26 protein-coding genes are annotated in these 24,686 nt (G+C 60.8%); 21 read left to right on the forward strand and 5 right to left on the reverse strand.

Features of this window, described 5'->3' with window-relative positions:
• The first annotated feature begins 42 nt into the window (after nt 1-42).
• The 14 genes from fabF (at nt 43) to ACP7CZ_RS26175 (ending at nt 13,518) form a co-directional block, all read left to right on the forward strand.
• On the forward strand, nt 43-1,287 hold the full coding sequence (gene fabF, locus ACP7CZ_RS26110) for a beta-ketoacyl-ACP synthase II (RefSeq protein WP_034128438.1): 1,245 nt from the start codon (nt 43-45) through the stop codon (nt 1,285-1,287).
• Nucleotides 1,287-2,102 carry an aminodeoxychorismate lyase gene (pabC, locus tag ACP7CZ_RS26115; protein WP_106118586.1) on the forward strand — a complete coding sequence of 272 codons (816 nt, stop codon included), beginning with the start codon at nt 1,287-1,289 and terminating at the stop codon, nt 2,100-2,102. Before fabF ends, pabC begins: the two co-directional genes overlap by 1 nt.
• A gap of 1 nt (nt 2,103) precedes the next feature.
• Nucleotides 2,104-3,240: an endolytic transglycosylase MltG gene (gene mltG / locus ACP7CZ_RS26120; RefSeq protein WP_054922136.1), complete on the forward strand. Its 1,137-nt coding sequence runs from the start codon at nt 2,104-2,106 to the stop codon at nt 3,238-3,240.
• A gap of 19 nt (nt 3,241-3,259) precedes the next feature.
• Complete coding sequence (gene tmk / locus ACP7CZ_RS26125) at nt 3,260-3,892, forward strand: dTMP kinase (RefSeq protein ID WP_105227934.1); 633 nt, start codon at nt 3,260-3,262, stop codon at nt 3,890-3,892.
• Nucleotides 3,885-4,874: a DNA polymerase III subunit delta' gene (locus ACP7CZ_RS26130; RefSeq protein ID WP_294158242.1), complete on the forward strand. Its 990-nt coding sequence runs from the start codon at nt 3,885-3,887 to the stop codon at nt 4,872-4,874. The genes tmk and ACP7CZ_RS26130 overlap by 8 nt, the downstream gene beginning before the upstream one ends.
• Before the next feature lie 62 nt (nt 4,875-4,936).
• On the forward strand, nt 4,937-5,722 hold the full coding sequence (locus ACP7CZ_RS26135) for a TatD family hydrolase (RefSeq protein ID WP_198791662.1): 786 nt from the start codon (nt 4,937-4,939) through the stop codon (nt 5,720-5,722).
• Nucleotides 5,723-6,167: 445 nt separating this feature from the next.
• Nucleotides 6,168-6,833, forward strand: a complete 666-nt coding sequence (locus ACP7CZ_RS26140) for a TetR/AcrR family transcriptional regulator (protein ID WP_034128432.1) — start codon at nt 6,168-6,170, stop codon at nt 6,831-6,833.
• A 139-nt stretch (nt 6,834-6,972) separates the two neighbouring features.
• Complete coding sequence (locus ACP7CZ_RS26145) at nt 6,973-7,941, forward strand: GTP 3',8-cyclase MoaA (RefSeq protein ID WP_019817203.1); 969 nt, start codon at nt 6,973-6,975, stop codon at nt 7,939-7,941.
• A gap of 111 nt (nt 7,942-8,052) precedes the next feature.
• Complete coding sequence (locus ACP7CZ_RS26150; protein WP_034128431.1) at nt 8,053-8,658, forward strand: DUF4823 domain-containing protein; 606 nt, start codon at nt 8,053-8,055, stop codon at nt 8,656-8,658.
• 16 nt (nt 8,659-8,674) lie between these two features.
• Nucleotides 8,675-9,235 (forward strand): DUF1285 domain-containing protein, encoded by a 561-nt coding sequence (locus ACP7CZ_RS26155; protein WP_034128430.1) that lies wholly within the window; start codon nt 8,675-8,677, stop codon nt 9,233-9,235.
• Between the two features lie 70 nt (nt 9,236-9,305).
• Nucleotides 9,306-10,019: a GntR family transcriptional regulator gene (locus ACP7CZ_RS26160; protein ID WP_057976379.1), complete on the forward strand. Its 714-nt coding sequence runs from the start codon at nt 9,306-9,308 to the stop codon at nt 10,017-10,019.
• Nucleotides 10,016-11,017 carry an ADP-ribosylglycohydrolase family protein gene (locus ACP7CZ_RS26165; protein ID WP_034128428.1) on the forward strand — a complete coding sequence of 334 codons (1,002 nt, stop codon included), beginning with the start codon at nt 10,016-10,018 and terminating at the stop codon, nt 11,015-11,017. Before ACP7CZ_RS26160 ends, ACP7CZ_RS26165 begins: the two co-directional genes overlap by 4 nt.
• Nucleotides 11,018-11,147: 130 nt before the next feature.
• Nucleotides 11,148-12,614, forward strand: coding sequence for a purine-cytosine permease family protein (locus ACP7CZ_RS26170; protein ID WP_105227928.1), 1,467 nt, complete (start codon nt 11,148-11,150; stop codon nt 12,612-12,614).
• Nucleotides 12,607-13,518 carry a PfkB family carbohydrate kinase gene (locus ACP7CZ_RS26175; protein WP_294158219.1) on the forward strand — a complete coding sequence of 304 codons (912 nt, stop codon included), beginning with the start codon at nt 12,607-12,609 and terminating at the stop codon, nt 13,516-13,518. Before ACP7CZ_RS26170 ends, ACP7CZ_RS26175 begins: the two co-directional genes overlap by 8 nt.
• Before the next feature lie 116 nt (nt 13,519-13,634).
• Here ACP7CZ_RS26175 and ACP7CZ_RS26180 read toward each other — a convergent pair whose 3' ends face one another.
• The 4 genes from ACP7CZ_RS26180 to ACP7CZ_RS26195 form a co-directional block, all read right to left on the reverse strand.
• The gene (locus ACP7CZ_RS26180) at nt 13,635-14,015 is read right to left on the reverse strand and encodes a termination factor Rho (protein WP_259039166.1); all 381 of its coding nucleotides are present in this window, start codon (nt 14,013-14,015) and stop codon (nt 13,635-13,637) included.
• Nucleotides 14,016-14,063: 48 nt separating this feature from the next.
• Complete coding sequence (locus tag ACP7CZ_RS26185) at nt 14,064-14,330, reverse strand: hypothetical protein (RefSeq protein ID WP_032895690.1); 267 nt, start codon at nt 14,328-14,330, stop codon at nt 14,064-14,066.
• A 51-nt stretch (nt 14,331-14,381) separates the two neighbouring features.
• Nucleotides 14,382-14,720: a hypothetical protein gene (locus ACP7CZ_RS26190; RefSeq protein ID WP_034128424.1), complete on the reverse strand. Its 339-nt coding sequence runs from the start codon at nt 14,718-14,720 to the stop codon at nt 14,382-14,384.
• An 85-nt stretch (nt 14,721-14,805) separates the two neighbouring features.
• Complete coding sequence (locus ACP7CZ_RS26195) at nt 14,806-16,002, reverse strand: MFS transporter (RefSeq protein ID WP_426175416.1); 1,197 nt, start codon at nt 16,000-16,002, stop codon at nt 14,806-14,808.
• A 188-nt stretch (nt 16,003-16,190) separates the two neighbouring features.
• Here ACP7CZ_RS26195 and ACP7CZ_RS26200 point away from each other — a divergent pair, with 188 nt between their 5' ends.
• From ACP7CZ_RS26200 to ACP7CZ_RS26225, 6 genes are all read left to right on the forward strand, one after another.
• Entirely contained in the window at nt 16,191-16,670 is a 480-nt protein-coding gene (locus tag ACP7CZ_RS26200) for a GNAT family N-acetyltransferase (RefSeq protein WP_034128422.1), read from the forward strand.
• A 266-nt stretch (nt 16,671-16,936) separates the two neighbouring features.
• Nucleotides 16,937-17,758, forward strand: a complete 822-nt coding sequence (locus ACP7CZ_RS26205; protein ID WP_072448768.1) for an SDR family oxidoreductase — start codon at nt 16,937-16,939, stop codon at nt 17,756-17,758.
• A 32-nt stretch (nt 17,759-17,790) separates the two neighbouring features.
• Nucleotides 17,791-18,771, forward strand: coding sequence for a substrate-binding domain-containing protein (locus tag ACP7CZ_RS26210; protein WP_294158188.1), 981 nt, complete (start codon nt 17,791-17,793; stop codon nt 18,769-18,771).
• Nucleotides 18,768-20,267 carry an L-arabinose ABC transporter ATP-binding protein AraG gene (araG, locus tag ACP7CZ_RS26215; RefSeq protein WP_294363246.1) on the forward strand — a complete coding sequence of 500 codons (1,500 nt, stop codon included), beginning with the start codon at nt 18,768-18,770 and terminating at the stop codon, nt 20,265-20,267. The genes ACP7CZ_RS26210 and araG overlap by 4 nt, the downstream gene beginning before the upstream one ends.
• A gap of 22 nt (nt 20,268-20,289) precedes the next feature.
• A complete protein-coding gene (gene araH, locus ACP7CZ_RS26220; RefSeq protein WP_014719542.1) occupies nt 20,290-21,255 on the forward strand; it encodes an L-arabinose ABC transporter permease AraH in 966 nt (321 codons plus the stop codon).
• Nucleotides 21,256-21,493: 238 nt separating this feature from the next.
• Nucleotides 21,494-22,297, forward strand: a complete 804-nt coding sequence (locus ACP7CZ_RS26225; protein WP_034126746.1) for an IclR family transcriptional regulator — start codon at nt 21,494-21,496, stop codon at nt 22,295-22,297.
• Here the strand turns inward: ACP7CZ_RS26225 and ACP7CZ_RS26230 are convergent, their stop codons facing one another.
• Nucleotides 22,298-23,350, reverse strand: a complete 1,053-nt coding sequence (locus ACP7CZ_RS26230) for an NAD(P)-dependent alcohol dehydrogenase (protein WP_054897943.1) — start codon at nt 23,348-23,350, stop codon at nt 22,298-22,300.
• Nucleotides 23,351-23,530: 180 nt separating this feature from the next.
• Here ACP7CZ_RS26230 and ACP7CZ_RS26235 point away from each other — a divergent pair, with 180 nt between their 5' ends.
• The gene (locus ACP7CZ_RS26235) at nt 23,531-24,424 is read left to right on the forward strand and encodes an AraC family transcriptional regulator (RefSeq protein WP_054922615.1); all 894 of its coding nucleotides are present in this window, start codon (nt 23,531-23,533) and stop codon (nt 24,422-24,424) included.
• Nucleotides 24,425-24,686: the final 262 nt, after the last annotated feature.

Consider the following 24,686-nt stretch of genomic DNA (forward strand, 5'->3'; position numbering starts at 1 on the left):
AGCGGCGATGAAAAGTGTCGTCATTAGAAAAAGGAGAGTGCTGTGTCGCGTAGACGCGTCGTAGTCACCGGTATGGGTATGTTGTCGCCACTGGGTACGGATGTGCCGAGCAGTTGGCAGGGCATTCTGGCTGGCCGCAGTGGTATTGGTCTGATCGAACACACGGACCTTTCTGCCTATTCCACCCGTTTTGGCGGCTCGGTAAAGGGCTTCAATGTCGAGGAATATCTCTCGATCAAAGAATCCCGCAAGCTCGACCTGTTCATTCAGTACGGCCTGGCTGCCGGGTTTCAGGCTGTGCGTAACGCCGGCCTGGAAGTCACCGACGCCAACCGTGACCGCATCGGCGTGGCCATGGGTTCAGGTATTGGCGGTCTGACCAATATCGAAGAAACCAGCCGCACCTTGCATGAGACTGGCCCACGTCGAATTTCACCGTTCTTCGTACCGGGCTCGATCATCAATATGATTTCCGGCTTCCTGTCCATTCATCTGGGTGCACAGGGACCGAACTACGCAATCGCCACGGCGTGTACCACAGGTACCCACTGCATTGGCATGGCTGCACGCAACATTGCCTACGACGAAGCCGACGTGATGATCGCCGGCGGCGCCGAAATGGCCGCGTGCGGCCTGGGCATGGGCGGCTTCGGCGCGTCTCGTGCGCTGTCGACCCGCAACGACGAGCCGACCCGTGCCAGCCGTCCGTGGGACAAGGGCCGTGACGGCTTTGTGCTCTCCGACGGTGCCGGTGCGCTGGTGCTCGAAGAGTTGGAGCACGCCAAGGCGCGTGGTGCCACTATCTACGCCGAATTGATCGGGTTTGGCATGAGCGGCGATGCTTACCACATGACCTCGCCGCCGTCCGATGGTGCGGGTGCTGCGCGTTGCATCACCAATGCCCTGCGCGATGCGAAGGTCAACCCCAACCAGGTGCAGTACATCAACGCCCATGGCACTTCGACCCCGACCGGCGACCTGGCGGAAGCAGAGGCCATCAAGTCGGTGTTCGGCGAGCACGCCTATAAGCTGGCGGTCAGCTCCACCAAGTCCATGACCGGCCACCTGTTGGGTGCGGCGGGCGCGGTCGAGGCGATCTTCAGTGTGATGGCAATCAGGGATCAGGTCGCTCCGCCGACTATCAACCTTGATGAGCCGGACGAAGGCTGCGACCTGAACTTCGTGCCCCACGAAGCGCAGCCCATGCCGATCGACGTGGCGATTTCCAACTCGTTCGGTTTCGGTGGCACCAACGGTTCCCTGGTGTTCCGCCGGTTCGCCGAGTGATGCACAGCTGGGTCGACGGTCAGCCAGCGGACAGCGTGCCCCTGAAAGATCGCGGCCTGGCCTATGGCGATGGGGTGTTCGAGACCATCGCCGTCAAGGCCGGGCAGCCGTTGCTGCTCGACCGTCACCTGCAACGCCTGGAAGAGGGTTGCAGGCGTTTGGCATTGGTGGTGGATCACGGGTTGATTCGCCACGAAGTGCTGAGCTTCGCCGCCGCCCTTGGCGACGGTATTCTCAAATTGATCCTCACCCGTGGCGACAGCTTGCGCGGTTACGGCATCAACCCTGGCGCCCCGGTGCGCCGCATCTTGCAGGGCAGCGCGCCCGCTGTTTACCCGCCCACCCATGAAGTCGAAGGCGTGCGCCTGTTCGCGTGTGCCACGCGCTTGGCGCAGCAGCCGTTGCTGGCCGGTATCAAGCACCTCAATCGCCTGGAACAGGTGATCGCGCGTGCCGAATGGCAAGATACCGAACATGCCGAAGGTCTGATGCTGGATATGTCTGGCCGGGTGATCGAAGGCATATTCAGCAATCTTTTCCTGGTGAGCAACGGCTTGTTACTAACCGCTGATCTGAGCCGTTGTGGCGTTGCGGGCGTGATGCGCGCCGAAGTGCTGGCCCAGGCACAAGCGCTGGGCGTCCCGGTGGCCGTGGCCGACATCAGTTTGGAGCAGTTGCAACAGGCCGATGAAGTCTTCGTCTGCAACAGCGTTTATGGCATTTGGCCGGTGCGAGGCTGCGCTGCGATGAGCTGGCCGGTTGGGCCGCTCACCCGTAAACTGCAGGGCATTGTTCGCGCGCTATTGGATATTTGAGTTGATACGAAAACTGGTGTTACTGCTGCAGATCAGCCTGATCTCGGCGGCTTTGCTCGTGGGCTTTTCTGCCTGGAAACTCGACTCTGCCCTCAAGCAGCCCCTGAAGCTGCCTCAGGAGCAGTTGCTCGATGTACCTGCTGGCGCTACGCCGACGGGCACCTTCAATCGTCTGGAAGCCGACGGCGTGCTCGACGATGCATTCTGGTTGCGTCTGTACTGGCGCTTCAACCTCGAAGGCCAGCCACTGCACAGCGGCGAGTACCGCATGAGCCCGGGCCTTACCGCCGAGGGTTTGATCGGCCTGTGGCAGCGCGGCGAAGTGGTGCAGTACAGCCTGACCTTGGTGGAGGGCTGGAATTTCCGTCAGGTGCGCACCGCCCTGGCCAAGCATGAAAAGATCGTGCAGACCCTCGCGGGCCTGACTGACAGCGAAGTGATGGATAAGCTTGGCCACCCAGGTGTGTTTCCTGAAGGGCGGTTCTTCCCCGACACCTACCGTTTTGTCCGCGGCATGACTGATGTCGAGTTCCTGAAAAAAGCTTACAACCGCCTGGACGATGTACTCGCCCAGGAGTGGAGCAAGCGTGCCGCCGACGCGCCCTACACCGACCCTTACCAAGCACTGATCATGGCGTCGCTCGTGGAAAAGGAGACCGGGGTGCCTCAGGAGCGCGGGCAGATTGCCGGTGTGTTTGTGCGTCGCCTGAAGATCGGCATGTTGCTGCAGACCGACCCCACCGTGATCTACGGCTTGGGTGAGCGCTACAACGGTAAATTGACCCGCGCCCACCTCAAGGAAGCCAACCCCTACAACACCTACATGGTTGCTGGCCTGCCGCCCACGCCCATCGCGATGGTCGGTCGCGAGGCGATCCATGCAGCACTGAACCCGGTACCGGGCAGCAGCCTGTATTTCGTCGCCCGCGGCGATGGTAGCCATATATTCTCGGATAACCTGGATGCGCATAATGCCGCCGTGCGTGAGTTCCAACTCAAGCGCCGTGCCGATTACCGTTCCAGCCCGGCACCGGTGGTGAAACCGCCTGAAGATTCGGCACCTTCCAGCGATGCGCCTACCCCCGACGCTCCGATCGAGCCCGCGCCGGACACGACCGCGCCGCAAAGCCCGCAATGACTCTGACTAAGGACTGCCTGTGACTGGCTTGTTTATTACCCTGGAAGGCCCGGAAGGCGCCGGCAAAAGCACTAACCGTGACTACCTGGCCGAGCGCCTGCGTGCGCAGGGCATCGAGGTGGTGCTGACCCGTGAGCCGGGTGGTACGCCGTTGGCCGAGCGCATTCGCGACGTCCTGCTGACCCCGGGTGACGAGCCGATGAATCCGGACACCGAGTTGCTCCTGGTGTTTGCCGCCCGTGCCCAGCACCTGGCCGAAGTGATTCGCCCGGCCCTGGCGCGGGGTGCCGTGGTGATCTGCGACCGGTTTACCGATTCCACCTACGCCTACCAGGGTGGGGGCCGGGGGTTGTCCATGGAGCGCATCACCACCCTGGAAACCTTCGTGCAAGGCGATCTGCGCCCCGACCTGACCCTGTTGTTCGACCTGCCGGTGGAAGTGGGCATGGCCCGCGCCAGTGCGCGAGGTCGTCTGGATCGTTTCGAGTTGGAAGGCCAAGCCTTCTTTGATGCAGTGCGCAGCGCTTTCCTGCAGCGCGCCAAGGCCGAACCCGCACGTTATTATCTATTGGACGCCGCCCAGCCGCTGAGTCAGGTGCAACAGGCTATCGACGCGCTGCTGCCCACTTTGTTGGAGCGTAGCCGTGGCTGAGTCCTACCCGTGGCAGGACGGCCTCTGGCAGCAACTGGCGGGGCGCGCCCAGCACGCCCACGCCTATCTGCTGCATGGGCCGGTGGGCATCGGTAAACGCCACCTCGCCGAGCGCCTGATGGGCAGCCTGTTGTGCCAACGCCCGGTCAATCTGGAGGCATGTGGCGAGTGCAAGTCCTGCCTGTTGCTCAAGGCTGGCAGTCACCCGGACAACTATGTGCTGGAGCCCGAGGAAGCGGACAAGGCCATCAAGGTCGACCAAGTGCGCGACCTGGTGAGCTTCGTGGTGCAGACCGCGCAGATGGGCGGGCGCAAAGTGGTGCTGATCGAACCGGTCGAGGCGATGAACATCAACGCGGCCAACGCCTTGCTCAAAAGCCTTGAAGAGCCGTCCGGCGATACCGTGCTGTTGCTGGTGAGCCACCAGTCCAGCCGCTTGTTGCCGACCATTCGCAGCCGTTGCGTGCAGCAGGCTTGCCCGTTGCCCAGCGAAGCCATGAGCCTGCAATGGCTGGCGCAGGCGTTGCCGGAATGCAGCGCAGAAGAACGAGGCGAGTTGCTGACCCTGGCGGCCGGTTCGCCTTTGGCGGCAGTGAAGCTGCAGGCACAGGGCGTGCGCGAACAGCGTGCACTGGTCGTGGATGGCGTGAAGAAACTGCTCAAGCAGGAATTGTCCGCCACGCAACTGGCCGAAAGCGCCTGGAAGGATATTCCGCTGTTGCTGTTGTTCGACTGGTTCTGCGACTGGTCCAGCCTGATTCTGCGCTACCAGCTCACCCAGGATGAGAACGGCCTGGGCCTGGCGGATATGCGCAAGGTCGTGCAATACCTGGCGCAAAAAAGTGTTCAGGACAAAGTGCTGAACATCCAGGACTGGATCCTCGCCCAGCGCCAGAAAGTCCTCGGCAAGGCCAACCTCAACCGCGTGCTGTTGCTCGAGGCATTGCTGGTGCAGTGGGTCGGCCTGCTCGGGCGCCGTTAAATTCCGTGGCTGACGGGTGTATCGTTGGCCCTACCTCTTTTGTGACTTAAGCTCAGATTCCTATGCTCGTAGATTCCCATTGCCACCTTGATCGCCTCGACCTTGCCCAGCACGGCGGCTCCCTCGACGCCGCCCTTGAAGCTGCCCGCCAGCGTGGGGTAGGGCACTTCCTGTGCATTGGCGTCAGCGCCGACAACGCCGCCGATGTCAAAGCCCTGGCTGATCGCTACGCCGACGTCGATTGCTCGGTGGGCATTCACCCGCTGGACCTCAAGCCTGGCGAAGCGCCTGCTCTGGACTGGCTATTGGGCGAACTCAACCATCCGCGAGTGGTGGCCATTGGCGAAACCGGCCTGGACTATCACTACGAGCCTGAAGCTGCCGAGTTGCAGCAGGCCTCGTTCCGCCTGCACCTGCAAGCCGCCCGGCAGACGGGCAAGCCGGTGATCGTCCACACCCGAGGCGCCCGTGCCGATACCCTGGCCTTGCTGCGTGAAGCCGCGTTGCCGCAGGCTGGCGTGTTGCATTGCTTTACCGAAGACTGGGACATGGCCAAGGCGGCCCTGGACCTGGGGTTCTATATTTCCCTGTCGGGCATCGTCACCTTCCGCAATGCCGACGCGCTGCGCGATGTGGCCCGCCAGGTGCCCGCCGACCGCCTGCTGGTGGAAACCGACTCGCCGTACCTGGCGCCCATCCCCCATCGCGGCAAACCGAACTTGCCCGAATATGTACGTGACGTGGCTGATTACCTGGCGATGCTGCGCGGCGAATCGTACGAACGCTTTGCCGAGCAGACTACCGAGAACTTCAAGCGCCTGTTCCCGCTGGCCCACGTAGCCGGTTAGGGCGGCCGAATTCCAGGCAAAAAAAACCCGGGTTCTGGGGGGTGAATCCGGGCTAAGACCATTAGGAGTAAAACAAGGGCACGCAGTCCGTCGGTACCCAGGTCGACGCGTCACTTGGGGGAGATGTCGCGCCGACAGTTGAAGTATTGACCACTATCCTATTCAGTCCAGTCGTGATTGATCGTTTTTTAAACAGATTTGGAATACGCGGCCTTCGCTTGAGTTCTCAGTGGGCTGGTGGGCAGGTTCAGGTGTTGCGTATTATTTCTGACTGATAACGGCGAAATCGTTGGCGCATTGAAAGTTATGTGCCTGACGGGTTCACATAGACATTGCCCAACGACCGTTCAGTCGGGATAATCCCTCGCACCGGGTAAATCGTATCGCCACGTATCCATGGCCCTGCGCAACCCTCCCTATTTCCGACCTTTGCAGACTCTTCCTCATGCACAAAGAACCCCGTAAGGTCCGTGAATTTCGCCGCCGTGAGCAGGAAATTCTCGACACCGCGCTCAAGCTGTTCCTCGAACAAGGTGAAGACAGCGTCACCGTCGAGATGATTGCGGATGCCGTGGGTATCGGCAAAGGCACGATCTACAAACATTTCAAGTCCAAGGCCGAAATCTACCTGCGCCTGATGCTCGACTACGAGCGTGATTTGAACGAGTTGCTGCATTCGGCGGATGTCGACAAAGACAAGGAAGCCCTGTCCCGCGCTTACTTCGAGTTCCGCATGCGTGACCCACAGCGCTACCGCCTGTTCGACCGCCTGGAAGAGAAGGTGGTCAAAGGTCACCAAGTGCCGGAGATGGTCGAGGAGCTGCACAAGATCCGCGCCTCGAACTTCGAACGCCTGACCCTGTTGATCAAGGGCCGTATCAGCGAAGGCAAGCTTGAAGACGTGCCACCGTATTTCCACTACTGCGCCGCCTGGGCCTTGGTGCATGGCGCTGTGGCGCTGTACCACTCGCCGTTCTGGAGCAATGTGCTGGAAGACCAGGAAGGTTTCTTCCAATTCCTGATGGACATCGGCGTGCGCATGGGCAACAAGCGCAAGCACAGCCCGGAACTGCCGGGCGCCGAGAAGAGCGGCGACACCCCTGCCACGTAAGTCATTCGCCACAGTGATGGCGCAACGATTTACTGCCAGGCGCAGTAACCCAGGAATATACTCAGGCAAGGACCTTGCTAAAAGCTGAGTTATGAGTCAGCTTTTAGCGCGCCCGAATTATCCTCTGCCGGAGTGATCCATGATCGTTGATCGTCAAGGCAGGCGTTTTCGCAATTTGCGGATCAGCCTGACTTCAGCCTGCAATTATGCGTGTACCTATTGCGTGCCTGACGGCAAGCGGCTGGTGGCTGCCCAGGATGAACTGTCGGCCGAGGCCATGGCCCGAGGCGTGGCTTACCTGATCGAAGCGGCGGGTATCGAGCGCTTGCGCATTACCGGCGGTGAGCCGTTGGTCAGCCCCAAGTTGGAAGCCTTCATGGGGGCGGTAGGGCAGATGGGCCTGAGCGACATCAGCCTGACCACCAACGGCCAACTGCTGGCGCGTAAACTGCCGTTGCTGGTGGCAGCCGGTATTCGGCGCATCAATGTCTCCCTCGACACGCTGGATGCCGACGCTTTCCGCAGTATCGCCCGTGGCGGCGACCTGGCCACCGTGCTCGATGGCATGGACCAGGCCAGTGCTGCCGGAATCAAGATCAAGGTCAACATGGTGCCGTTGCGCGGCCAGAACCTGGACCAGGTGATGCCGTTGCTCGATTACTGCCTGGCGCGTGGCTACGAGCTGCGCTTTATCGAACTGATGCGCATGGGGCACCTGGCCAAAGACTCCAACGCGTTCCTGCAACAGTTCGTCAGCTTGCAACAGCTGCTCAGCTTGATCGGCGAGCAACATGAATACCTGCAAGCCAACGCACCCGTCGATGCGACGGCGGTACGCTACGAAGTGCCGGGCAAAGGCTTCTTCGGTGTGATCGCCAACGAGAGCGTACCGTTCTGCCGTACCTGTTCGCGGTTGCGGTTGTCCTCCACCGGTTGGCTGCATGGGTGCCTGTCGTCCAGCAATCGCCATTATGTCGGTGACTTGCTCGATCAACCGCGTCACCAGGCGTTGCCGGCGTTGCAGGGCTTGTTGATGAAGGCCTTGGCCGACAAGCAGGAAGTGGCGTTCTCCGGCGGTGCCACGATCATGAAGATCATTGGTGGCTAAGCTAGATATTGCGGGTTCACACATTTGATTTGTAGCGCAGCTGAATGGCGCGGATTCTGCATCCCACGCCCCATTCGCCGGTTTCCTGTCACCGGCCTCTGGAGGATTAGGATGCGTAGTCTGGTTTTGCTGCTGGCGTCATTGGCCCTGGGCGGTTGCATGACCGTCAGTGATATGGCCGAAGGCACCCGCTATCAGATGAGCGATGCCGGGCTGCTCGATCACAGCGATACGCGCCGTACCGCCTCGGTGCGCATACAGCCGGATTCCTTTGTATTTATTGCCCAAGGTGCCTTCGTGCCGCCGGGCAGCGCCTACCCGCGGCCCAATGTGGTGGCCGAGGAAGCATTCAATGGCTTCGTTGAATATTTCCCCATGGTGCGTCGCGCCCGCCAGCCCGAAGGTCTTGAACAGGCCATGGCCGAAGCCCGTGCCGTCGGTGCTCACTACTTGCTGTATTGCCGTTTTGCGGCAGCCGATGACCGTATCGGCAACGCCGACGAGTGGACCGACCAGCAAGCCCTGGACCGCCTTGGCCTGGACAGCGGGGTGATCCAAGTCATGTTGATCGAGACCAGCACCCAGTATTTGATTGATACTGCACGTATTCGCAGTCGTGGCGGTTTACTGACGTTCCACGACACATCGCCACAAGATTTGATCGCTCGCCCCCTGGCGCAATATGCCCGCGGTTTGCTGGGTATGAGTGATCAGTAAGACAGAGGAGCCCGCCATGACCGATTCCGCCAAGGCCAATGATCTATTGGCCCAACTGCCCAAGGGCAAGGGGCCGGCACCGGTGCATTTGTGGAACCCGGATTTCTGCGGCAACATCGACATGCGCATCGCCCGCGATGGCACCTGGTTCTACCAGGGCACACCTATCGGGCGAAAGCCGATGGTCAAGTTGTTCTCCAACATCATCCGCCGCGACGGCGATGATTATTTCCTGGTGACGCCCGTGGAGAAGGTCGGCATCCGTGTCGATGACGCACCCTTTGTTGCAGTGACACTGGAAGTGCAAGGGCAGGGCGAAAGCCAGGTATTACGCTTTACCACCAACGTCGACGAACAGGTCGAGGCAGGTCTCGAGCACCCGCTGCGAGTGGTGACCGACCCTATCACCCAGGAACCCGCCCCCTATGTGCGCGTTCGCACCAACCTCGAAGCCCTAGTGCATAGAAACGTTTTTTACCAGTTGGTGGAGCTGGCGGTGAGCCGTCCGATCAACGGTCAGAACTGGCTTGGCGTCTGGAGCAGCGGGGAGTTTTTCCCCATCGGCCTGGAGCCCTGAGGCGGTTTTTGTCTTCAGCCTGAAATAATCCTCTTGCGGTAAACGCGCGCTTTCGGTTATCAATTTGTACATGATTAGACATGTTCGATTTGATAAGAAAAAACGCGTCGTCGATGAGCTCATCCGCCGTATCGAAGGTGGAGTCATGGCCGACGGCTTTCTGTTGCCGGGCGAGCACCAACTGGCCGAGGAGTTTGCGGTCAGCCGCGGCACGCTGCGCGAGGCGCTGGCCGAGCTCAAGCGTCGCAACTACATCGCCACCCAGAGCGGCGTCGGTTCGATTGTCACCTTTGACGGCATGGTGTTGGACCAACGCAGCGGTTGGGCCCAGGCCCTGGCCGATACGGGCGCCCAAGTAAGCACCGACGTCCTGCGTTTCGAAGCCGTGACGCGCCCGGATCTGTTCAGCCGTTTCGGCACCGACCAGTTCATTACCCTTGACCGCCTCCGGCGCACGGCTGACGGTACAGCGGTGTCGCTGGAACGCTCGTTGATGCCGGCCGTTGGCGATCTGGAAAACCTGCCCCACATTGGGCTGATCGATAATTCCCTGACCATCACTCTGGCCGCCTACGGCTACGTCGGGGCCGACGGTGACCAGTGGATCGGTGCTGAACCCCTGAGCGATGAAGACGCCGAATTACTCGGGCGCCCCAGCGGTACGGTATTTCTCAAGGCGTCGCGCACCACCTATGATCGTCGCGAGCGTTTCATGGAGCATGTCGAAAGCCTGCTTGACCCGTTGCACTTTCGCCTGCATCTGCAGTTTGGAGCGTCGAAATGAGCCGAGAAAATCGCGCACTTGGCGCCTTTTATGGCCTGGCCCTGGGCGATGCCTTGGGCATGCCCACCCAATCCTTGAGCCGCGAGCAGGTACAAAAGCGCTTCGGTGCTATCACCGCCTTGGAAGATGCCGACGCGGACCAGCCCATTGCGCCCAACATGCCTGCCGGTTCCATCACCGATGACACCGAACAAGCCATCCTGGTTGCCGAGTTACTGGTGCAAGGCCAGGGCAAGATCGAGCCCACCGTGCTTGCCCAGCGCCTGATCGACTGGGAAGCGGGGATGCGCGCCAAGGGTTCCCAGGACTTGCTCGGGCCGTCCACCAAACGCGCAATCGACATGATCCTCGCCGGTCATACTCCGGAGGAATCCGGGCGCTACGGCACCACCAATGGTGCGGCCATGCGCATCACCCCGGTGGGCATCGCCGTCGATGTCAGCGACCCGGCGCGGTTTATCCAGGCGGTGATCCAGGCATGCCAGGTCACCCATAACACCAACCTGGGTATTTCCAGCGCTGCGGCCGTGGCGGCGGTGGTCTCGGCTGGCATCAATGGCGTGGACCTGGGGGAAGCCCTGAATATCGGGACCCAGATTGCCCGACAGGCCGAAAGCCATGGTCACTGGATCGCGGGCGGACGCATTTCTACCCGCATCAGTTGGGCTCGCACCCTGAGCGTCGGCAGCGGCGACAAAGCGTTGTTTGCCGACCTGCTTTACGAGTTGATTGGTACTTCGGTGGCTTCTCAGGAATCGGTGGTGGTCTCGTTTGCCTTGGCCCAGCAAGTGGCGTCGGGTGATATGAACGCCTTCGAAGCCCTGTGCCTGGCGGCCAGCCTGGGCGGCGACACCGACACCATTGCCGCGATCCTCGGCGCCATGCTGGGGGCGTGCCTGGGTATGCAGTGCTGGCCTGAGGCGTTGGTTGAACAGGTCAAGCGGGTCAATGGCCTGGACTTGCAGCCGCTGGCCCAAGGGTTATTGGCCTTGCGATAAACACGGAACCAAATGTGGGAACTGGCAAGCCAGCTCCCACATTCAAAAGCGTTGGGTCAGGAAGACTGGATAAAGATTCGACTCGCTGCCACAACCACAACAACAATACAGGCATCAGGAGCCCCCCTTAATGAGCAGCCCCTCTTCCGGCCAAACCGCCGGGCAACTGGAAACACGCGGCATTGAGCCGGTCCCGGAAGGCGAGTGCAACGGTCATCCGCTGCAACTGTTCTGGGTGTGGTTCGCGGCCAATATCAGCATCCTCGGTTTGCCCCTTGGTGCAACGCTGGTGGCGTTTCGTGGCCTGGCCATCTGGCAGGCGATCATCGTCGCGATTCTTGGCGCCGCGGGCTCCTTTGCCGTAGTGGGCATCATCTCCATCGCCGGTCGCCGTGGTCGTGCGCCCAGCTTGACCTTGTCCCGCGCCATTTTCGGTGTGCGCGGCAATATCGGCCCGACATTGGTGTCGCTGATGTCCCGCCTGGGTTGGGAAACCGTCAACACCACCACCGCAGCCTTCGTATTGTTGTCGTTGAGCTCCATCCTGTTCGGCTCGGCAGTGGAGGCCAAGAGCGCGCCGGTGCTCACCCTGATCTTCATTGCCATCTTCGTGCTGTTGACCCTGGCCGTATCGGGCCTGGGCCACGCCACGTTGCTGGTGATCCAGAAGTGGGCCACCTACGTATTCGGCGGCCTGAACATTCTGGTGGGCGGCTTTCTGTGTGCCACCATCGACTGGAGCGCGGTGTTCAACGCCACCCCGGCGCCGTTGAGCGCGATGATCATTGGCGTAGGCACCATGGCTGCCGGTACCGGTATCGGTTGGGCCAACGCCGGTGCAGACATGTCGCGTTACCAGCACCGCAGCGTCAAGGCCGTGCGCCTGGTGGCCTCCGCCGCGTTTGGTGCAGGTATCCCGCTGGTGCTACTGATCACCCTGGGTGGCCTGTTGTCGGTGGGTAACAATGACCTGGCATCGGCCACCGACCCCATCATCGCGATCCGCGACATGCTGCCGACCTGGATGGCCGTGCCGTACCTGATCACCGCGTTCGGCGGCCTGTTGCTGTCGAACAACCTGTCGGTGTACTCGGCCGGCCTCACTACCCTGACCCTGGGCTTGAAGGTCAAGCGCGTGCATGCAGTGATCGTCGATATCGTGGCGATTTTTGCCGGCTCCATCTATTTCATGCTGATCGCCGATAGCTTCTATGGCCCGTTCATTACCTTCATTTCGCTGCTGGCGGTGCCGATCACGGCGTGGGTCGGGATCTTCGTGGTCGACCTGATTCACCGTCATTACTACAGCCCCACCGACCTGCTGGACGTCAGCGCCAGCAGTGCCTACTGGTATCGCGGTGGCGTGGAGTGGCGTGCATTTGGCGCCTGGGCCGTGGCCATTGTGCTGGGGTTCAGCTTCACCACCATCGGCACCACCGCCGAAAACATCTGGTTTGCCGGGCCGCTGTCCGACTCCTGGCTCGGCCACAACGGGCTGGGCTGGATCGTGACCTTCGTGGTGGCTGGCGGAATATATGCAGTCTTGGGCGGAGCGTCTGACCGTCGTCCGGCTTTAGCAGAGAGCGCCAATGTCTAGATTGCTGCACACCGGCCAGGTCATTGTCGACCTGGTCACGGGCCTCGACACCCTGCCGGCAAGCGGCGGTGACGTGCTGGCCAACTCCGCCAGTTTCCAAGTCGGTGGCGGTTTCAACGTAATGGCTGCGGCACGGCGCAATGGGTTGCCGGTGGTTTATCTGGGCCGCCATGGCGATGGGCGCTTTGGCGAGCTGGCGCGTGCCGCGATGCAGGCCGAAGGTGTTGAAATGGCCTTGGCGGCCAGCGCTGGCAAAGATACCGGGTTGTGCGTGTCGCTGACTGAAGCGAGCACCGAACGTACCTTCATCTCCTATCTCGGCGCCGAGGGTGAGCTCAGCGCCGACGACTTGGCTCAGATCATCCCGCGTATCGATGATTATGTGTACGTCAGTGGCTACAGCTTGCTGCTTGAAGGTAAGGCGCAGCCGTTGCTTGACTGGCTGCTGGCGCTTCCGCGAGAGATCGTGGTGGTATTCGACCCGGGCCCGCTGGTCAAGGCGCCGGACTCGGCGTTGATGCGTGCCTTGTTGCCGCGTATCGACATCTGGACCAGCAATGGCCCTGAAGCCCTCGCGTTTACCGGGGCGGCGGATATGAGTCAGGCGCTGCCCACTCTGAGTCAGCACTTGCAGGCACTGCTGGTTGTGCGTGATGGACCAAATGGTTGCTGGGTAGGGCGTGGGGCAGAGACTGAGCATGTACCTGGCTTCAAGGTGCAGGCGGTAGACAGCAATGGTGCGGGGGATGCGCATGCAGGGGTATTTATTGCCGGGTTGGCGCAGGGCTTGAAACCCGTTGAGGCGGCGCGTCGAGCGAACGCAGCGGCGGCGTTGGCGGTGACGCGTTGGGGGCCGGCCACTTCACCTGGCGTCACCGAAGTCGACGCATTGCTGGCTGAGTAAATACGCACAACCCTGGGGGAGCGGGCTTGCTCGCGAAGGAGGTGTATCAGTTAAAGCATGTGTTGACTGACACACCTCCTTCGCGAGCAAGCCCGCTCCCACAAAGGGTTCTGCGTCTAACCTGCTTTTTTCAGCGCTTGAATCAACTCATCTTTGCGCATGGTTGAGCGCCCAGGAATATCCTTGGCCCGCGCCTCTTTCATCAAACTTTCCTTGGTCTGCGTACCCAGCGAAGCCCCACTGCTGCGCGGGTGGCCTTCACGGCTGGCAGCGGCACGCTTGGCCGATTCCTGCCGGTCCTGAGCCTTCTTGGCTGGCGCCTTGCGTCGGCCTGATCCGCCGGCTTTTTCACCGCCGCCGGACTGTTTGTTCACGGTCGCCCAGGCGCGGGCTTCGGCTTCGTCCTTGGGCAGCCCCTTATGCTCATAACTGTCTTCGATATGAGCGGCCTTGCGTTTCTGTTCGTCGGTGTATTTGGCTTTGCTTCCACGAGGCATCGCTAAAACTCCCTCTGGCCCCAGTCGCGGGGCCAGGCCAGAAATGGATTACTGAGTACTTTGAGCGTCGAGCTTGCGCGCCTCATCCACACCAGAAGCGGTGAGCTTGATCGGCAGGTTCAACGCGTATTCGCCGGCGTCGTCGGTGGTCACATGCCCATCCTTGATCAGCCCGCGGTCCTGCAGGAACGCCAAGACACTGGCGACCTCTTTTTCACCGCGGTAATTGTCCAGCACCTCCTTGCCCAAGCCTTGCGGATGGGCGTGCAGCAGGCGGGTGAGGACTTCTTTTTCAAGGTTTCTATCGACGTTCATGCGTACCTCTTCACTGGGAAATGGTCGGGTGTTGGTCGTACCAAGGGTGCATCAAGGCGCTGGTTGTTTCTGCGCGCCGGGGATGTTCGAGTCGTCGCCCTTGTTGATCTTCGGTTCGTTGTTGCTCGTGCCAGGGCCCATCTTGCCGTTGCCTACGGCAGGCGGTGCCTGGCGCTGGGTGTCGTTGCCTTTGGTGCGTGGGTCGGCGCTGTTGTCGATGATCGCGCCACCGTTGGTATCCAGGCCGGTGCCCATGGATTTTTGCGACTCGGTAGTGGCGTCCGGCGTTGGATCGGTGGGGCCAGTGGTCGAGCTAGCCGCAAAGGCGCTCAAGGACGCGGCAGACAACAGGCCGGTGAGGGCGAGGGCAGCAAATTTGGAATTTTTCATCAGGGTGTCTCCATATGATTAATGTCCTTACCCTGTATTGGTCTGCCCGCGTTTGCCGATCGTGCCGGGATGGCGACGAACGGTATCAGCTCACATGTATCACTTTATGTGCCGATAGTCGGCGCGCTACCAAGTGCGCCACTGTGATCGTCCAGTTGAGTGCGGCGATCACCAGTACGCTCAGCATCATTGTCGCAAGGCCGAAGTCGACGATGATCTTGCCTGCGAACCAGGGAAACCCGAAGACGCCGATAAAGTACGCCAGGCTGAACAGCAATAACGCCTGGGAAGTGGTGCCGCTGGGCGCTTCGTTGGCCACCAGGCCGTTAATCACCGAATACGTCAGGCCATACCCGATCCCTAGCGTGGCGGCGGCGAGCACATAACTGAGGTTGCCGCTGACACCAAACGCGAACAGCGTGATCGCGCCGAGCATCACCCCGGATAATACGCAGGCAGCCTGGTACGCATCGCGCTTGACCACGAAACCGGCGATCAGCAGGCGACTGATAATTGCCGCTGTCAGGAAACCCGCGAAGAACAGCGAATAGTCCAGCTTATGGGCAACGGCATAGCTGGTCTGGAACGAAGATAGCCCCCCGAATACGCAGCCACCCAGGCCAACCATCAGGATGGCGAACGCCGCCTTGGAAGACAGTACGCGGCGGCTTGCAGCCCAGGAAATCCTGGATGTCGGTACATTCGCGTGCTGTCGCAACCAAGAGCCCATGCGCCAGAACATCACCACCCCGGCGAGGCTGGCGAGCCCGGCAATATAAAACGCCGTTGTCAGGGGCAGGTCCAGCGCAGTGGCGGCGCGTCCCAGCAAAGGGCCGGAACCTATGCCGCTCAACATACTGCCCGAGAGCAAGGCGAAATATTTGGCCCGCTGGCGGGGTTCCACCAGCAGCGTCACGATGATCGGACCCAAGGTATAGAACACGCCCCAGCCCAAGCCAAGGGACAATCCAAACAGCATCAAGCCCTGGCCAAACCCTGGCGTCAGGGCAAACCCCAGGCAGGCCACCACTAACAATAGGCCGGTGCTCGCAATCGCTCGCGCCGCGCCCATCGCATCGGCCAGATGCCCGGAAAGCACCACCGCTACGAAGGTGCTGAGCATTGCCGTGGCAATGACACTGCCCGCGTCGTGTTCATTACCGCCACGGGCATGGATCAGCAGTGACAACAAAAAGGTCGAGCCGTAAGACAGTGACAGCAGGAAACTGGCGAGGCAGAACAGCGCGAATGTCTTCGTGCCCACTGGTGGCGTGGCGTGCATGAGCAGGTCTCTGATCGTTGGATTTATGCCCATTGTTTACCATGGGCGTCCGCAGGCTTTGTTCTGTTGTTGCTGATGCTTGCTTCACCCCGCGCCGGAGTGAAACGTGCTGATTGGCATCAATTGCACTGCAAACGGCCATCAAACCGTCTTAGTATGTGGCCTTTGAATTTGCCCAAGGCTCGCCCATGACCATCGAGATTCGCCCCGCCGTGCCCAGCGATGCTGCGCAGATCCTGACCTTTATCACTGAACTTGCCGAGTACGAGAAAGCCCGGCATGAAGTGATCGCCAGCGTGGTGGATATCGAACGCAGCCTGTTCAGCGAAGGCGCCACGGCCCATGGCCTTATCTGCTTGCGCGACGGCTTGCCGATTGGCTTTGCGGTGTTCTTTTTCAGTTACTCGACGTGGCTGGGCAGTAACTGCCTGTACCTGGAAGATCTGTACATCAACCCGGAACAACGCGGCGGCGGGGCCGGCAAGAAGTTGCTGCGCCACTTGGCCAAGATCGCGTGTGACAACGGTTGCGGGCGCTTTGAATGGAGCGTGCTGGACTGGAACGAGCCAGCGATTGCCTTCTACAAATCCATAGGCGCCCAGCCTCAGGAAGAATGGGTGCGTTATCGCATGGAAGGCGATGCCCTGCGCGACTTTGCCCAAGGCTGAAGCCTCATTTATGTAAACACTAAAACCAGATGTGAGCTTTCCTGTGGCGAGCAAGCTTGCTTGCGCTGGGGTGCGAAGCGCCCCCCAAAAGCGGGAGTCTGCTGCGCAGACAGCGGGAGCAAGCTCCCTCGCCACAGCTAACCCGCTTGAACATTTTTTATTTTTCTCAATATATGGGATCTTAATTTATATATTGAGATATTTCAGGCGATGGGTTTATAGTCGCCAGCATCAGCACTCACTACTAAAAATAAAAAGGTGAAGCGATGCAGGCGCAACCGTTGTCCCTACCCGCCGTGCCCGAGCCGACTTATGGTGAGCGGCTGAAGAACAAGGTGGTGATCGTCACCGGCGCCGCCCAAGGCATTGGCGAAGCCATCGTTGCCTGTTTCCAGGCCCAGCAGGCGCGGTTGATCATTGCCGATATCCAGGGTGACAAAGTCGAGAAAATCGCCGCTCATTGGCGCGAACACGGTGCGCAGGTTTACGCCCAACCGGTTGATATTACTTCCAAGGATCAATGGCAGGCACTGGTCAACCTGGCCATCGAGCGCTTTGGCCGCGTGGATGTGCTGGTCAACTGTGCCGGGGTCAACGTGTTCCGTGACCCACTGGAGATGAGCGAAGAGGACTGGCGCCGCTGTTTCGCCATCGACCTCGACGGCGCCTGGTACGGCTGCCGTTCGGTATTGCCGCACATGATCGAGCAGGGCATCGGCAACATCATCAATATCGCGTCCACCCATTCCAGCCACATCATTCCCGGTTGCTTTCCTTACCCTGTGGCCAAGCACGGCCTGCTCGGCCTCACTCGGGCCCTGGGCATCGAGTACGCGCCCAAGGGCATCCGCGTGAATGCCATCGCCCCCGGCTATATCGAAACCCAGCTCAACGTCGATTACTGGAACGGTTTCCCAGACCCCCACGCCGAACGCCAGCGTGCGTTCGACCTGCACCCGCCCAAACGCATTGGCCAGCCCATCGAAGTGGCCATGACAGCACTGTTCCTGGCGACCGACGAGGCGCCCTTTATCAACGCCACTTGCCTGATGATCGATGGCGGGCGGTCTGTGATGTACCACGACTAAAGCGTTTTCCAATAACAAGAAGGAGGTGGTCCATGTTCAAGCAAACACTCGGTGCCGTGGCACTGGCAATGGCGTTCTGCGGCTGGGTATCGGCTGAAGAAGTGAAGATCGGTTTCCTGGTCAAGCAGGCCGAGGAACCCTGGTTTCAAACGGAGTGGGCATTCGCGGAAAAAGCCGGCAAGGAGAATGGTTTCACCGTGATCAAGATCGCCGTGCCCGATGGCGAAAAAACCTTGTCGGCCATCGACAGCCTGGCCGCGAACGGCGCAAAGGGTTTTGTGATCTGCCCGCCGGACGTGTCCCTGGGCCCGGCCATCGTTGCCAAGGCCAAGGTCAACGGTTTGAAAGTGATGGCCGTGGATGACCGCTTTGTCGATGCCAAGGGCAACTTCATGGAAGACGTGCCGTACCTGGGCATGGCCGCGTTTGAGGTGGGCCAGAAACAGGGCGCCGCCATGGCCGCCGAAGCGAAAAAACGCGGTTGGGACTGGAAGGACACCTACGCGGTGATCAACACCTTCAACGAGCTCGACACCGGCAAGAAACGCACAGACGGCTCGATCAAATCCCTCGAGGAGGCCGGTATTCCCAAGGACCACATCCTCACCGCTGCGCTGAAAACCCTCGACGTACCTGGCAGCATGGACGCCACCAACTCGGCCTTGGTCAAGCTGCCGAACGGGGCGAAGAACCTGATCATCGGCGGCATGAACGACAACACCGTGCTCGGCGGCGTGCGCGCCACCGAAAGTGCCGGCTTCAAGGCCGCCAACGTCATCGGCATCGGCATCAATGGCACCGACGCCATTGGCGAATTGAAGAAAGCCGACAGCGGTTTCTTCGGCTCCATGCTGCCCAGCCCGCATATCGAGGGCTATAACACCGCGCTGGCGATGTACGAGTGGGTCACCACCGGCAAGGAACCGGCCAAATACACCGCCATGGACGAAGTGACCTTGATCACCCGCGCCAATTTCCAGGAAGAACTGACCAAGATCGGCCTGTGGAAATGAGCGGCGCGGCCCTGCGTTTCAATGGCATCGGCAAGGAGTTTCCCGGTGTGAAAGCCCTGGCGCAGATCAGCTTTGAAGCACGGCCGCATTCGGTGCACGCGCTGATGGGCGAGAACGGTGCCGGCAAGTCGACCCTGCTGAAAATCCTCGGCGGCGCCTACATTCCGTCCAGCGGTACGGTGCAGATCGGCGCGCAGACCATGGCCTTCAAATGCGCCGCCGACAGCATCGCCAGCGGTGTGGCGGTGATTCACCAGGAGCTGCATCTGGTGCCGGAAATGAGCGTGGCCGAGAACCTGTTCCTCGGGCATTTGCCCACGCGCTTTGGCGTGGTCAACCGGAGCCTGCTGCGCAAGCAGGCCCTGGCCTGCCTCAAGGGCCTGGCCGATGAAATCGACCCCGACGAAAAACTCGGGCGCCTGTCCCTGGGCCAGCGCCAACTGGTAGAAATCGCCAAGGCGCTGTCCCGTGGCGCCCATGTGATCGCCTTTGACGAGCCGACCAGTAGCCTCTCGGCGCGGGAAATCGACCGCTTGATGGCGATCATCACGCGCCTGCGCGAGGAGGGCAAAGTGGTGCTCTACGTGTCGCACCGTATGGAAGAAGTGTTCCGTATCTGCGACGCAGTGACGGTGTTCAAGGACGGTCGCTACGTGCGCACGTTCGAGGACATGAACACGCTGACCCACGATCAGCTGGTGACCTGCATGGTCGGTCGCGATATCCAGGATATTTACGATTACCGACCGCGTGAGCAGGGCGAAGTGGCGCTCAAGGTAGACGGCTTGCTCGGTCCTGGCCTGCGTGAACCGATCAGCTTTGAGGTGCGCAAGGGCGAGATCCTGGGCCTGTTCGGGCTGGTGGGCGCGGGGCGTACCGAGCTGTTTCGCCTGCTCAGTGGGTTGGAGCGCGCCAGTGCCGGCAGCCTGGAACTGTGCGGGCAAGCGCTGCAACTGCGCTCACCCCGGGACGCCATCTCCGCCGGGGTATTGCTGTGTCCCGAGGATCGCAAGAAAGAGGGCATCATCCCGCTGGGCAGCGTCGCTGAGAACATCAACATCAGCGCCCGTGGCGCCCATTCCACCTTTGGCTGGCTGTTGCGCGAAGGCTGGGAGAAAGGTAACGCCGACCGACAGATCCAGGCGATGCGGGTCAAAACGCCGAACGCGGCGCAGAAGATCCTGTACCTGTCCGGTGGCAACCAACAGAAAGCCATCCTTGGCCGCTGGTTGTCGATGCCGATGAAGGTCCTGCTACTGGACGAACCCACCCGGGGTATCGACATCGGCGCCAAGTCGGAGATCTACCAAATCATCCATAACCTGGCGGCCAGCGGCATAGCGGTGATCGTGGTGTCCAGTGACCTGATGGAAGTGATGGGCATCTCCGACCGCATCCTGGTGATGAGTGAAGGCGCCCTGACCGGTGAGTTGCCCCGCGCCCAAGCGGATGAAGCGCGCCTGCTGCAACTGGCGCTGCCACAGTCGCGGGCTTGAATAAGAACAAGAGGGTTTGGCTATGTCTGAGGTAAAAACTGCAAAGGGTTTCTGGCCGGGTTTCAATCAGCGCAAATTCCTCGATGACTGGGTGATGCTGCTGGCGGCACTGGGCATTTTTGTGCTCAGCGCGGTGTTCATCGATAACTTCCTCTCGCCGCTGAACATGCGCGGTCTGGGCCTGGCGATTTCGACCGTCGGTATTGCTGCGTGCACCATGTTGTTCTGCCTGGCCTCAGGGCACTTCGACTTGTCGGTAGGCTCGGTGATCGCCTGCGCCGGGGTGGTGGCGGGCATCGTGATGCGCGACACCGACAGCGTGGCACTCGGCGTGTCGGCAGCCTTGGCCATGGGCTTGGTGGTAGGGCTGATCAACGGCATTGTGATTGCCAAGCTGCGCATCAACGCGTTGATTGCCACCCTGGCGACCATGCAGATCGTGCGCGGCCTGGCCTATATCTTCTCCAACGGCAAGGCGGTGGGGGTGATGAACGAAGGGTTCTTCGTGTTCGGCAACGGCCAGTTGCTGGGCGTGCCGGTGCCGATCATCATCACCGTCCTGTGCTTTGTGTTCTTTGGCTGGCTGCTCAATTACACCACCTATGGGCGCAACACCATGGCCATTGGCGGCAACCAGGAAGCGGCGTTGCTCGCCGGGGTCAATGTCGATCGCACCAAGATCATCATCTTTGCCGTGCACGGTTTGATCGGCGCCTTGGCCGGGGTGATCCTCGCGTCACGCATGACCTCGGGCCAGCCGATGATTGGCCAGGGTTTCGAGCTGACGGTGATTTCGGCGTGCGTGCTGGGCGGGGTGTCGTTGAGCGGCGGTATCGGCATGATCCGCCATGTGATTGCCGGGGTGTTGATTCTGGCGATCATCGAGAATGCGATGAACCTGAAGAACATCGATACCTTTTACCAATATGTGATTCGTGGCTCGATCCTGTTGCTGGCGGTGATAATCGACCGCATGAAACAACGCTAATGGTCGCCCTGTGAAGATCAAACTGTGGGAGCTGGCTTGCTGTGGCGAGCAAGCTTGCTGTGGCGAGCAAGCTTGCTTGCGCTGGGGTGCGAAGCGCCCCCAAAAGCCGGCTCCAGCTGCGCTGTCGAACGGGAGCAAGCTCCCTCGCCACAGCAAGCCAGCTCCCAGCTTGGATCTCCTGTGTTCAAGAGGGCGGTATTTGCCATAATGCCCCCGCTTTCATACTTATAGGCCCGATATGCAGGAAAACGCCCACACCCCCGTCAAAGACGCCGCCCCCACCGGCACCCAGACCCTGTTGCGCGGCCTGGGCGTGGTGCAAGCGGTGGCGGCTGGTGCGCGGGATCTCAAGGAGATCGCCCGGCGCATCGGCACCACGCGCAGCACAACGCACCGCCTGGCCAGTTGCCTGGTGGACGAGCGTTACCTGCGCGTGGTGCCCCAGGTCGGTTATCTGCTGGGGCCCAAGCTGATCGAGTTGGGGTTCCAGGCCCGTGAAGAGTTGCCCTTGGTGAACCTGGCGGTGCCCTACCTGGATGAGTTGTCGGCGCTGACCGGCGATACCATTCACCTGGCGATTCGTGAGTACGACGAGGTGCTTTACCTGCACAAGAACCCCGGCCGCAATGGGCCGGAAATGCGCTCGCGGGTCGGCCATCGCATGCCGCTGGCGCGCACCGGTATCGGCAAGGCGTTGATGCTGGATGATTCGCCGCAGGAGTGGCAGCGCTTGTACGAGGCGAGCTTGCCGGCGGTGGGCAAGAGCCTGCAATGGCCGCAGCACCCGGAGCAATCCTGGGCGCAGTTCGAACAGCGCATGCATGAGTATGTCGAGGGTGGCTACGCGTTTGACCTCGAAGACAACGAACCTTCGATCCGCTGCGTGGCCGCACCGGTGCGCGATGCCAGCGGGCGCATTGTCGCCGGCATCAGCATTGCCAGTACGGTGCCCTATATGCCGCTGGAGAAAATGGCCGAACTGATCCCTGTGATCAAACAGGTCGCAGCCCGGCTGTCAGCGGAGTTGGGCGCCAAGGCCTGATCAGGCTTTCAGGCTCGCCATGTCGATGACAAAGCGGTACTTCACATCACCGGCAATCATGCGCGCATAAGCTTCGTTGATCTGGCGAATGTCGAGCATCTCGATGTCGCAGGTAATGCCATGCTCGGCGCAGAAATCCAGGACTTCCTGGGTTTCGGCAATGCCGCCGATCAGCGAGCCGGCCAAGACTTTACGACCCAGCACCAGCTTGGCAGCGTTGACGGGTGGGTCCACCGGCTCGATCAGGCCGACCAGGATATGCACGCCGTCAAAGCGCAGCACATCGAGGTAGGGGTTCAGGTCGTGCTGCACCGGGATGGTGTCCAGCAAGAAGTCGAAGTGCCCGGCAGCAGCTTTCATTTGCTCGGCATCAGTGGACACGATCACATGGTCGGCGCCCTGGCGACGGCCTTCCTCGGCCTTGCTGGCCGAGCGCGTGAACAACGTGACTTCGGCGCCCATGGCTTTGGCGAACTTGATGCCCATGTGGCCCAGGCCACCCATGCCGAGGATCCCGACTTTATCGCCGGCTTTCACGCCGTAGTGCTTGAGGGGCGAGTAGGTGGTAATGCCTGCGCACAGGATCGGCGCAGCGCTGGCCAGGTCGAGTTTGGCCGGGATCTTCACCACAAAGTGTTCACTGACCACGATGCTGTCGGAGTAGCCACCCATGGTGTTGCTGCCATCCACGCGGTCCGGCGTGGCGTAGGTCATGGTCGGGCCTTCGAGGCAGTATTGCTCAAGGTCTGATTGGCAGGCTTCGCAGTGACGGCACGAGTCGACCATGCAGCCTACGCCCACCAGGTCACCGACTTTATGCGCAGTGACGTTGGCGCCGACCGCGGTGACTTTGCCGACAATCTCGTGGCCCGGCATCAGCGGGTACACGGCGATGCCCCATTCGTTGCGCGCCTGGTGGATGTCGGAGTGGCACACGCCGCAGTAAAGAATCTCGATGGCCACGTCATCGACGCGCGGGCTGCGGCGTTCAAATGACATCGGGGCGAGGGGCGTGGTGGCCGACTGGGCGGCGTAACCGATGGCGGTGTACATAGTAAACCTCACAAAAGCTTGGACTTCAGAGGCGGCGAATTCTGCGCGCAGGCCTTTGGCGCGAACATGGCAAATGCTCCGAGTCTCATGCCTATTCGTCCGGCAGTGCCAGAGCTTTGGATATATTGGCCGCCAGACCTGCGATGATGCTGTCATCCCTCATTCGCGAAGTTTTTTGCCATGCTGTTGACCCGCCATTTGGACGCCAATGCCACGCTGGTTGCCTTGATCGAAGGGCTCACGCCCCGCGACGGTTTTTCCCCGACTCACTTGCCTGGTGTGCAAGTGCTGCGCGCCAGTTGCGATGTGGCGCGTGGGCCGCAGATCTATGAGCCAAGCCTGATGTTCGTGGCCCAGGGCAGCAAGGTCGCCTACCTTGGCCCGCGCACGCTGGAGTATGGCGCCGGGCACTACCTGATCCAGGCCATGCCGGTGCCGTTCGAATGCGAGACCTTTGCCATGGCCCCCGAGGCGCCGTTGTATGGCGTGACGGTAGGCATCGATCGGGTGGTGTTGGGCGAGTTGGTGATTGCCATGGGCATGCAAGCCGGGCCGCCGCCGACCGCGCAGACCTTGGAGTCGATGAGTTCGGTGGTGCTGGACGATACGATGCGCGGCTGCGTCGAGCGGTTGTTGCAGTGCCTGCACGATCCGCTGGAAAGCCGGATCATGGGGCCTGCGCGGGTGCGCGAATTGTTGTTCACCGCCTTGCGTGGCCCTCAGGCGGATGTGTTGCGTGCGCTGGTGGAACAACAGGGGCAGTTTTCGCGCATCGCCACCTCATTGAATCACCTGCATGCCCATTACGCCGAGCCGCTGAATATCGAGACGTTGGCCGGGTATGCGCACATGAGTGCGTCGACCTTTCATGAGCATTTCAAACGCTGCACCTTGTTGTCACCGGTGCAGTACCTCAAGCGCCTGCGGCTATTGAAGGCCCAGCAGTTGCTGCTGGTGGAAGGCATGAGCGTGGCGCAGGCGGCGCACAAGGTGGGGTACCAGAGCACGTCGCAGTTCAGTCGGGAGTACAAGCGCTATTTCCTGCGCAACCCGGGGGAAGAGCGGGCCGCCTGACACCACGAGGTTATTGTGGGAGCTGGCTTGCCTGCGATAACGGTGGGTCAGCTATACATTTGGCACCTGAAGACCGCCATCGCAGGCAAGCCAGCTCCCACATATTGATCGATGTCGCCCACAAAAAAGGCTCCCATTTCGGGTAATGCCAGTCAGTTAAGAGCTAGAGCAGACAACCAGTGACTTGTGGCGAGGGAGCTTGCTCCCGCTGGACTGCGTAGCAGTCCCATTTTTGGGGCCGCTTCGCGCCCCAGCGGGAGCA

This window comes from Pseudomonas sp. DWP2-2, from assembly GCF_049897065.1.
In the GTDB taxonomy this organism is placed as follows: domain Bacteria; phylum Pseudomonadota; class Gammaproteobacteria; order Pseudomonadales; family Pseudomonadaceae; genus Aquipseudomonas; species Aquipseudomonas paracarnis.

Coding starts and splice junctions, on each gene's coding strand:
- ACP7CZ_RS26235 (WP_054922615.1), top strand. CDS start 23,531: ATGCTGTTGACCCGCCATTTGGACGCCAATGCCACGCTGGTTGCCTTG.
- ACP7CZ_RS26150 (WP_034128431.1), top strand. CDS start 8,053: ATGCGTAGTCTGGTTTTGCTGCTGGCGTCATTGGCCCTGGGCGGTTGC.
- ACP7CZ_RS26170 (WP_105227928.1), top strand. CDS start 11,148: ATGAGCAGCCCCTCTTCCGGCCAAACCGCCGGGCAACTGGAAACACGC.
- ACP7CZ_RS26135 (WP_198791662.1), top strand. CDS start 4,937: ATGCTCGTAGATTCCCATTGCCACCTTGATCGCCTCGACCTTGCCCAG.
- ACP7CZ_RS26210 (WP_294158188.1), top strand. CDS start 17,791: ATGTTCAAGCAAACACTCGGTGCCGTGGCACTGGCAATGGCGTTCTGC.
- ACP7CZ_RS26140 (WP_034128432.1), top strand. CDS start 6,168: ATGCACAAAGAACCCCGTAAGGTCCGTGAATTTCGCCGCCGTGAGCAG.
- ACP7CZ_RS26195 (WP_426175416.1), bottom strand. CDS start 16,002: ATGCACGCCACGCCACCAGTGGGCACGAAGACATTCGCGCTGTTCTGC.
- araH (WP_014719542.1), top strand. CDS start 20,290: ATGTCTGAGGTAAAAACTGCAAAGGGTTTCTGGCCGGGTTTCAATCAG.
- ACP7CZ_RS26230 (WP_054897943.1), bottom strand. CDS start 23,350: ATGTACACCGCCATCGGTTACGCCGCCCAGTCGGCCACCACGCCCCTC.
- ACP7CZ_RS26155 (WP_034128430.1), top strand. CDS start 8,675: ATGACCGATTCCGCCAAGGCCAATGATCTATTGGCCCAACTGCCCAAG.
- pabC (WP_106118586.1), top strand. CDS start 1,287: ATGCACAGCTGGGTCGACGGTCAGCCAGCGGACAGCGTGCCCCTGAAA.
- ACP7CZ_RS26145 (WP_019817203.1), top strand. CDS start 6,973: ATGATCGTTGATCGTCAAGGCAGGCGTTTTCGCAATTTGCGGATCAGC.
- ACP7CZ_RS26180 (WP_259039166.1), bottom strand. CDS start 14,015: ATGCCTCGTGGAAGCAAAGCCAAATACACCGACGAACAGAAACGCAAG.
- ACP7CZ_RS26200 (WP_034128422.1), top strand. CDS start 16,191: ATGACCATCGAGATTCGCCCCGCCGTGCCCAGCGATGCTGCGCAGATC.
- ACP7CZ_RS26165 (WP_034128428.1), top strand. CDS start 10,016: ATGAGCCGAGAAAATCGCGCACTTGGCGCCTTTTATGGCCTGGCCCTG.
- araG (WP_294363246.1), top strand. CDS start 18,768: ATGAGCGGCGCGGCCCTGCGTTTCAATGGCATCGGCAAGGAGTTTCCC.
- ACP7CZ_RS26160 (WP_057976379.1), top strand. CDS start 9,306: ATGATTAGACATGTTCGATTTGATAAGAAAAAACGCGTCGTCGATGAG.
- ACP7CZ_RS26225 (WP_034126746.1), top strand. CDS start 21,494: ATGCAGGAAAACGCCCACACCCCCGTCAAAGACGCCGCCCCCACCGGC.
- ACP7CZ_RS26205 (WP_072448768.1), top strand. CDS start 16,937: ATGCAGGCGCAACCGTTGTCCCTACCCGCCGTGCCCGAGCCGACTTAT.
- ACP7CZ_RS26185 (WP_032895690.1), bottom strand. CDS start 14,330: ATGAACGTCGATAGAAACCTTGAAAAAGAAGTCCTCACCCGCCTGCTG.
- ACP7CZ_RS26175 (WP_294158219.1), top strand. CDS start 12,607: ATGTCTAGATTGCTGCACACCGGCCAGGTCATTGTCGACCTGGTCACG.
- ACP7CZ_RS26190 (WP_034128424.1), bottom strand. CDS start 14,720: ATGAAAAATTCCAAATTTGCTGCCCTCGCCCTCACCGGCCTGTTGTCT.